The sequence below is a fragment of the Actinoplanes sp. NPDC020271 genome, assembly GCF_044388125.1.
Lineage (GTDB): Bacteria > Actinomycetota > Actinomycetes > Mycobacteriales > Micromonosporaceae > Actinoplanes.
The window spans coordinates 166172-174227 of record NZ_JBIRWQ010000012.1; the positions used below are offsets into that span (position 1 = coordinate 166172).

The window sequence follows — 8056 nt, forward strand, 5'->3', positions numbered from 1 at the left end:
CGGTCCTCGCCCACCACACCCCTGCCGGCCGGCCCACCCCAGCCGGTACCCGGCGGTACCTCGACAGCTCCGAAGCACGCCCAGGATCCAGCCACTTGGCCTTGGCGGCGCCTCAGTGGTCGATCGACACGCCCGAAGCACCCCAGGGACCAACCACCGGAGTCCGGCCGGCGTTCGAGGGGGTATCGACGCCGGGAGGCGCCGCGGCGCACCGAGCCGGACCGGCCGGCACCGTTCACGTAGGTCGGCCGGCCCGCTGCACGGAGCGCGGACCGGCCGACGGCGGACTTCTTACCGGCGTTCAGCTACCGGTGACGGCCGCGCGCAGGTCAGCGGCCGGCGGGGTCCAGGTCGCGGCGTCGGCCTCCACCTGCTCACCGGACCGGATGTCCTTGACCGTGTCCGGCGAGCCCGGGAACCAGACGTACGGAATCCCGCGCCGGTCCGCGAACTGGATCTGCTTGCCGAACTTGGCCGCGGTCGGCGCGACCTCCGTCGGAATGCCGCGCTTGCGCAGCTCGGAGGCGATCCGGATGCACTCGGCCCGCTGCTCCTCGGCCGGCACCGCGACGACCACGGCGGTCGGCACCGAACGGGTCACCGACAGCGCGTTCTGCCCGAAGAGCAGGCCGAGCATCCGGGACACGCCGATCGAGATGCCGACGCCCGGGAAGCGTGTGTTGCCGACCGAGGCCAGTGTCTCGTAACGGCCGCCGGAGCAGATCGAGCCGGCTCGCTCGTATCCCTGAAGCTGGGTCTCATAGACGGTGCCGGTGTAGTAGTCGAGGCCGCGCGCGATCTTCAGCTCGGCCCGGATGAGCCCGGGCGCGTGCTCGTCGGCCGCCTCGACCACCTGGAGCAGTTCGTCCAGGCCTTCGTCGAGGAGCGGGTCGCTGACGCCGAGCGCCTTGACCGCGTCCACGAACGAGCCGTCGGCGGTGGAGATCTCGGCGAGCTTGAGGCACGCCCGGGCCTGCGCGTCGGTGGCGCCCGCGGTCTCGGCGAGCAGGGCCGCGACCTTCTCCGGCCCGATCTTGTCGAGTTTGTCGACGGTCCGCAGCACCTGGGCGGTGTCCTCGAGGCCGAGCCCGCGGTAGAAGCCTTCGCACACCTTCCGGTTGTTGACCAGGATGGTCGCGCGCGGGATCGGCAGCGAGCGGAACACGTCGCCGATCACCAGCGGCATCTCGGTGTCGAAGTGGAACGGCAGCGTGTCCCGGTTGACGACGTCGATGTCGGCCTGGAGGAACTCGCGGTAGCGACCCTCCTGCGGCCGCTCTCCGCGCCACACCTTCTGGATCTGGTACCGCCGGAACGGGAAGACCAGTTTGCCGTGATTCTCGGTGACGAAGCGGGCGAACGGCACGGTCAGATCGAAGTGCAGCCCGAGCTGGTCATCCGTGGAGGCGGCGCCGCCCGAGGCGTCCTGCAGACGGTGCAGCAGGTAGACCTCTTTGGACGTCTCCCCCTTGGAGAGCAGCGTCTCCAACGGCTCGACGGCACGGGTCTCCAGCGGAGCGAACCCGTACAGCTCGAAGGTGGAACGAATCTTGTCCAGCACATACTGCTCGATCATGCGCTGGGGCGGCAGCCACTCAGGGAAGCCGGAAATAGGCACTGTCTCTCCTGGAAACGCTCAGAGCAACGATCAGAGGAAGCGGCCGGGCGCGGCGGTCAGCTCCCGCAGGTACGGGTTCGACGCGCGCTCGCGGCCGATGGTGGTGGCCGGTCCGTGGCCGGGCAGCACGACGGTGTCGTCGGCCAGCGGCAGGATCTTGTCCCGCAGTGACGCCATCATCGTCGGGGTGCTGCCACCCGGCAGGTCGGTGCGTCCGATCGAGCCCGCGAAGAGCACGTCTCCGGAGAGACAGAGCTCCTCCGCGTCCCAGGAGGAACCCTCGCCCGGCAGGCGGAACAGCACCGACCCGCCGGTATGGCCCGGGGCATGATCGACGGTGATCTTCAACCCGACGAGGTCAAGAACCGCACCATCCGCCAATTCCGAAACGTCGTCGGGCTCCGAATACTCCATCCGGCCGCCGAAGAGCGCGTTCAGATCGGCGCTCAGTCCCTTGGCCGGATCGGCCAGCATCTCGCGGTCGTCCGGGTGGACGTAGGCCGTGATGCCACGGGCGCCACAGACCGGCGCGACCGAGAACGTGTGGTCCAGGTGACCGTGCGTGAGCAGCACCGCGGCCGGTGACAGCCGGTGCTGAGCGAGCACCTCGTCCAGTTGGTCGAGCACGCCGATGCCGGGGTCGACGATCAGGCACTGCTCGCCCGGGCCCGCGGACACCACATAACAGTTGGTGCCGAAAGCCTGCGCCGGGAAGCTGGCGACGAGCACTGGCCGGTCCCCCTCAGAGAAAGTCCACCGAAAAACAGGTGCGAATCGTAACGAGCCTAGCTGGGCAGCCGCACACCACTTTCTCAGGAGGTACCCGTACACTCTCCCGAGCGTGTGGCGTGCCGCACCCCTTGACATACACAGGGAAGGACAGCGTTAGTGGCTCCCAGCAAGGACCGGCAGCGCAAGCTCGCGCGCGCGAAATTCGATCGCCAGATGGCTCGCCGGGCCGTCCGGGAGCGCAAGCGACGCCGTGTCCTGGCCGGCGCCGGCATCGCTGTCGCCGTGCTCCTGGTCGCGGTCGGCGGCGCCTGGATCGGCGGTGCCTTCGACAGCAAGAAGGACACCACCACCGAGGCCGCCGACGTCTGCCTGTGGTCGCCGCTCGACACCTCGGCCAACACCGATCTGAAGGACGTGGGCACACCGCCCACCAAGGATCTCCCGCAGACCGGCACCGAGACCATGACGATCGACACCAACCAGGGTGCCCCGATCACCGCGACGATCGACGTGGCGAGTGCCCAGTGCGGCGCGGCCAGCTTCTCGTACCTGGCCGGCAAGAAGTTCTTCGACAACACCGACTGCCACGAGATCCTCGACATCGGCGCGGTGCACTGTGGCGACCCGAGCGGCACCGGCCAGGGCGGCCCGGCGTACACCTACTACGACGAGAACCTGCCGGTGGCGCCGGCGCCGGCGCCGAGCGCCTCCGCCGCGGCGAAACCCGCCGTGCTCTACCCCAGCGGCACGATCGCGACCATCGGTAACCCGGCCGGCAGCAACGGCAGCCAGTTCCTCATCTTCTTCAAGGACTATGCGCCGACCACCGACCCGATCTACTCGATCGTGGGCCAGGTGACCGGCGGGCTGGACACGCTGGCCAAGATCGCCAAGATCCCGACCGTGGCTGACGACACGGGGGACAAGGTCAAGCCCAAGGAGAAGATCACCATCAAGAGCCTGACCGTCGCCGCGGGCACTGCCGCGGCCGCTCCCTCGGCGAGCGCGCAGTCGTGAGTTCGGAAGAGACCAGCAGGAGGAACGACGTGTCGTCGATCAAGGACCGGCAGCGCGCGGCCGCGCGAGCCCGTCTCGAGAAGGAGATGGCCGAGCGTGCCGCCTCCGCGCGTAAACGGCGTCAGCGCCAGGCGATCATCGGTTCGGCCATCGCCGTCGTGGTGATCGCCGGCGCGGCCGTGTGGGTCTTCAGCGCCCTGAAGAAGGACGACAAGAAGACCACCGCGGGCAGCGCCGCCACCGCGGCCGGCACCGTCGCCTGCACCTGGACCCCGGCCGAATCGGCCAGCGGCGGCAAGGTCAAGGACGTCGGCACCCCGCCCGCCACCGTGCCGAACGTCGGGACCAGCGTGCTGACCCTCGACACCAACCTCGGCCCGATCGAGGCGACGATCGACCTGACCAAGGCGCCCTGCACCGGCGCCAGCTACAAGTACCTCGCGTCGAAGAAGTTCCTCGACAACACCAAGTGCCACCGCCTGGTCAACGAGGACAGCTTCAAGGTCCTGCAGTGCGGCGACCCGTTCGCCAGCGGCAAGGGCTACCGCGACACCGACGGCACCGGCGGCCCGAGCTACACCATGGCCGAGGAGAACCTGCCGACGGACACCAACAACCCGTACCCGGCGGGCTCGATCGCGATGGCGAACACCGGCCAGCCCGGCTCCACCGGCAGCCAGTTCTTCATCTGCTCCGAGGACACGAAGCTCTCCGCGAACTACACCCTCCTCGGCAAGATCACCAAGGGTCTCGACCTGGTCAAGGACGTGGTCAAGGCCGGCGACGACGGCGCGTTCGCGTCCTCGGCCGGCGGCGGTCACCCCAAGAAGGAACTCGACATCAAGACCATGACGGTCTCCTGACCTGAGCTTCCGGGGAAAGGGCGGCCCGCCTCGGGTCGCCCTTTTTCATTTCCCGGTACGTCGGTGATCACGCCCATGGTCAGGCGACACGACCAAGCCCCATGAGTGCCCCCTCGATCCCCGCCGCACTCCGGCCACCAGCGCGCCGCTCTCTCCGGCTGCCGCTCAGAGGTGTGTCAGCGCGACGCGGATACACCTCGGAAAGCCAGCCGGGGCCGGCGCTCAGGGGTGTGCCGGACGCTCTGCTGCGGCCCCGGGGAGCCAGCCGGGGCAGGAAGACGGCTGCCACCCCGGGTGGGGTGACAGCCGTGCAGAACGACCTGGTCAGGCGCCGGAGGTGACCCGGTAGGCGTCGAAGACGCCGTCGACCTTGCGGACCGCCGCGACCAGATGCCCGAGGTGCTTCGGGTCGGCCATCTCGAACGTGAACCGGCTGACCGCCACCCTGTCGCGCGTGGTGGTGACCGTCGCGGACAGGATGTTGACCCGCTCCTCGGAAAGGACCCGGGTCACGTCGGCCAGCAGCTTGTGCCGGTCGAGCGCCTCCACCTGGATGGCGACCAGGAACGTCGACGCGGACGTCGGCTTCCAGCTCACCTCGACGACACGCTCCTCCTGCTCGCGCAGGTCCTGAGCGTTGGCGCAGTCCTCCCGGTGGACGCTGACGCCACCCGAGCGGGTGACGAAACCGAACACCGCGTCACCCGGCACGGGGGTGCAGCAGCGGGCCAGCTTGACCCAGACGTCGGAGACGCCCTTCACCACCACGCCCGGGTCCTGCGCGGTGCTGCGGTTGCGCGGCGGGCGGGTCGCGACGGCGGTCTCGGCGATGTCCTCGACCGCGCCTTCCTCCCCGCCGAAGCCGGCGACGAGTTTGGCGACCACGGACTGGGCGGAGACGGTGCTCTCCCCCACCGCGGCGTAGAGCGAGGAGACGTCGGGCAGGTGCAGATCCCGCGCGATGGTGGTCAGGTTCTCGCTGGTCAGCATCCGCTGCAACGGCAGGCCCTGCTTGCGCATGGCCTTGACGATCGCGTCCTTGCCGACCTCGATCGCTTCCTCGCGGCGTTCCTTGTTGAAGAACTGCCTGATCTTCGTACGGGCTCGCGGGCTCTTGACGAAGCCCAGCCAGTCCTGCGTGGGGCCGGCCGTGCTGGACTTCGACGTGAAGATTTCGATCACGTCGCCGTTGGAGAGCGTCGACTCCAGCGGGACCAGCTTGCCGTTGACCCGGGCACCGATGCACTTGTGGCCGACCTCGGTGTGCACCGCGTAGGCGAAGTCGACCGGCGTGGAGCCCGTGGGCAGCGGGATCACGTCGCCCTTGGGCGTGAAGACGTACACCTCCTGGCTGGAGAGGTCGAAGCGCAGCGCGTCCAGGAACTCGGACGGGTCGCTCGCCTCCCGCTGCCAGTCCAGCAGCTGCCGCAGCCAGGTCATCTCGTCGATGTGAGCCGGCGGGCCGACGATCGTCGCGCCCTTCTGCTCCTTGTACTTCCAGTGCGCGGCGATGCCGAACTCGGCCGTGCGGTGCATCGCGAACGTCCGGATCTGCATCTCGACCGGCTTACCGGTCGGACCGATCACGGTGGTGTGCAGCGACTGGTACATGTTGAACTTCGGCATCGCGATGTAGTCCTTGAACCGGCCCGGCACCGGCTGCCAGTTCGCGTGGATCACTCCGAGCGCGGCGTAGCAGTCGCGGACCGTGTCGACCAGGATGCGGACGCCGACGAGGTCGTAGATGTCGTTGAAGTCCCGCCCCCGCACGATCATCTTCTGATAGATCGAGTAGAGGTGCTTGGGCCGGCCGGTGGTCTCGGCCTTGATCTTCGCCGACTTGAGGTCGAGGCTCACCCGGTTCGTCACCTGGCGCAGCAGTGCCTCGCGCTGCGGCTGGTGCTCCCCGATCAGGCGGTTGATCTCCTCGAACCGCTTGGGGAACAGAGTGCCGAAGGCCAGATCCTCCAGCTCCCACTTGATCGTGTTCATACCCAGCCGGTGGGCCAGCGGGGCCAGGATCTCCAGCGTCTCCTTCGCCTTCTGCTCCTGCTTGGCGCGGGGCAGGAAGGTGAGGGTGCGCATGTTGTGCAGCCGGTCGGCCAGCTTGATCACCAGGACGCGCGGGTCCTTGGCCATGGCGACGACCATCTTGCGGATCGTCTCGGCTTTCGCCGCGTCGCCGAGTTTCACCCGGTCGAGCTTGGTGACGCCGTCGACCAGCAGCGCCACCTCGGCGCCGAAATCGTTGCGCATCTGCTCGAGGCCGTAGTCGGTGTCCTCGATCGTGTCGTGCAGCAGCGCGGCCACCAGCGTGGTGGTGTCCATCCCGAGGTTGGCCAGGATCGTCGCGACCGCGAGCGGGTGCGTGATGTAGGGATCGCCGGACTTCCGGTACTGCCCCGAATGCCAGCGCGCGGCGACGTCGAACGCCTTCTGCAGCTGGCGGACGTCACCCTTGGGGTGGCTCGCCCGGTGCGTGGCGATCAGCGGCTCGAGCACCTCGCTGACCTGGGTGCTCTGCCAGGGCGCGTTGAACCGCGCCAGCCGGGCGCGAACCCGCCGTCCGGTGGGCGCGCTGGCGAAGCCGAAACCGCTGGTCTCGCCGGTCGAGGGTGGCTGTGCGATCTCCAGATCACCGGAGGCCGCCGGATTGGCCCCGTTGACCGGGGCCGTCTCGTCATCGCGGACCTGGTCAGCGGGCATGACCTCGCCCGTGCCGGTCCGCGGGTCCTGGGTCGGTTGCACCGTGCCCTCCGCCGGAGGGACGACGTCGCTGGACACCGGCCTCCTCATCACCTTCGCCGAATAACCCCGCCGGGGCCTGACGCCCGCCGAAGCTGATTTCTCCAGGGGTGACCCTCTGGAACGACCATCCTACCCGCACCGACATCGCGATTGGCCCGGCCGAACCAGCGGAATCAGCCGGACTGAACGGGTGAAGATTCGCCAATCTGCATCAAACGGTCAGCAGCGCGTGCACCCGACGGGGCGCGAGTTTCGCCCGGCCGTCCAGGAAGCCCAGCTCCAGCAGCACCGAGAAGCCCGAGACCGTACCGCCGGCACGCTCCACCAGGTCCATCGCGGCAGCCGCAGTCCCGCCCGTGGCGAGCACGTCGTCGGCCACCAGGACGCGCTGTCCGGCGATGAACGCGTCCTCGTGCACCTCCAGGGTGGCCTCGCCGTACTCCAGCGCGTACGACGCGGACAGCGCCTTGCGCGGCAGCTTCCCGGCCTTGCGGATCGGCACCACGCCCTTGCCGGTCGCGTAGGCGATCGCGGCCGCCAGCACGAACCCGCGCGCCTCCACGCCCGCCACCACGTCGAACGAGTCACTCCCCTGATGGGTGACGATCCCGTCGATCACCCGGCGGAACACCTCGCCGTCGGCGAAGAGCGGCATCAGGTCCTTGAAGACGACACCCGGCTTCGGGAAGTCGGGCACGTCGACGCTCGCGCCGGCCACCAGGGCGGCCAGCTCGGGCCCGCTGTCGCCCGTCACCGGGGCATTCTCGCTACTCACGGCCGACAGCCTAGAGGCCCGCCCCCGCAGTACGGGTGACGGGCCTCTAGGCCGGAGAGATGCGTTACCGCTTCGTGCTGAGCCCGACGGCTCCGCTGCGCTCCGCGGACGACCGCCTGGTAACCGATGAGCTGCCTCCCGGTCTTCCGCCACCCGCAAACCCCACGGCCGTCGAAAGACCGGGTGTCACCTCAACGGCGGCGATCACTGAGCCCGACGGCTCCGCTGCGCTCCGCGGACGACCGCCTGGTAACCGATGAGCTGCCTCCCGGTCTTCCGCCACCCGCAAACCCCACGGCCGTC

The 8056-nt window shown here is 69.0% G+C and carries 6 protein-coding genes; 2 read left to right on the forward strand and 4 right to left on the reverse strand.

The annotated features are described in order from the left end of the window. Positions 1–301 precede the first annotated feature (301 nt). Both hisS and ACH442_RS25875 read right to left on the reverse strand, forming a co-directional pair. Positions 302–1618 (reverse strand): histidine--tRNA ligase, encoded by a 1317-nt coding sequence (gene hisS, locus ACH442_RS25870; RefSeq protein WP_396340681.1) that lies wholly within the window; start codon positions 1616–1618, stop codon positions 302–304. A 30-nt stretch (positions 1619–1648) separates the two neighbouring features. Continuing rightward, positions 1649–2347 carry an MBL fold metallo-hydrolase gene (locus tag ACH442_RS25875; RefSeq protein ID WP_396340682.1) on the reverse strand — a complete coding sequence of 233 codons (699 nt, stop codon included), beginning with the start codon at positions 2345–2347 and terminating at the stop codon, positions 1649–1651. Positions 2348–2506: 159 nt separating this feature from the next. Here ACH442_RS25875 and ACH442_RS25880 point away from each other — a divergent pair, with 159 nt between their 5' ends. Continuing rightward, on the forward strand, positions 2507–3367 hold the full coding sequence (locus tag ACH442_RS25880) for a peptidylprolyl isomerase (RefSeq protein ID WP_396340683.1): 861 nt from the start codon (positions 2507–2509) through the stop codon (positions 3365–3367). 29 nt (positions 3368–3396) lie between these two features. Beyond that, positions 3397–4230: a peptidylprolyl isomerase gene (locus ACH442_RS25885; protein WP_396340684.1), complete on the forward strand. Its 834-nt coding sequence runs from the start codon at positions 3397–3399 to the stop codon at positions 4228–4230. Between the two features lie 324 nt (positions 4231–4554). Here ACH442_RS25885 and ACH442_RS25890 read toward each other — a convergent pair whose 3' ends face one another. Both ACH442_RS25890 and ACH442_RS25895 read right to left on the reverse strand, forming a co-directional pair. Next, complete coding sequence (locus tag ACH442_RS25890; protein WP_396340685.1) at positions 4555–7014, reverse strand: RelA/SpoT family protein; 2460 nt, start codon at positions 7012–7014, stop codon at positions 4555–4557. A 175-nt stretch (positions 7015–7189) separates the two neighbouring features. Next, on the reverse strand, positions 7190–7753 hold the full coding sequence (locus ACH442_RS25895) for an adenine phosphoribosyltransferase (protein WP_396340686.1): 564 nt from the start codon (positions 7751–7753) through the stop codon (positions 7190–7192). Between the last annotated feature and the right edge of the window lie 303 nt (positions 7754–8056).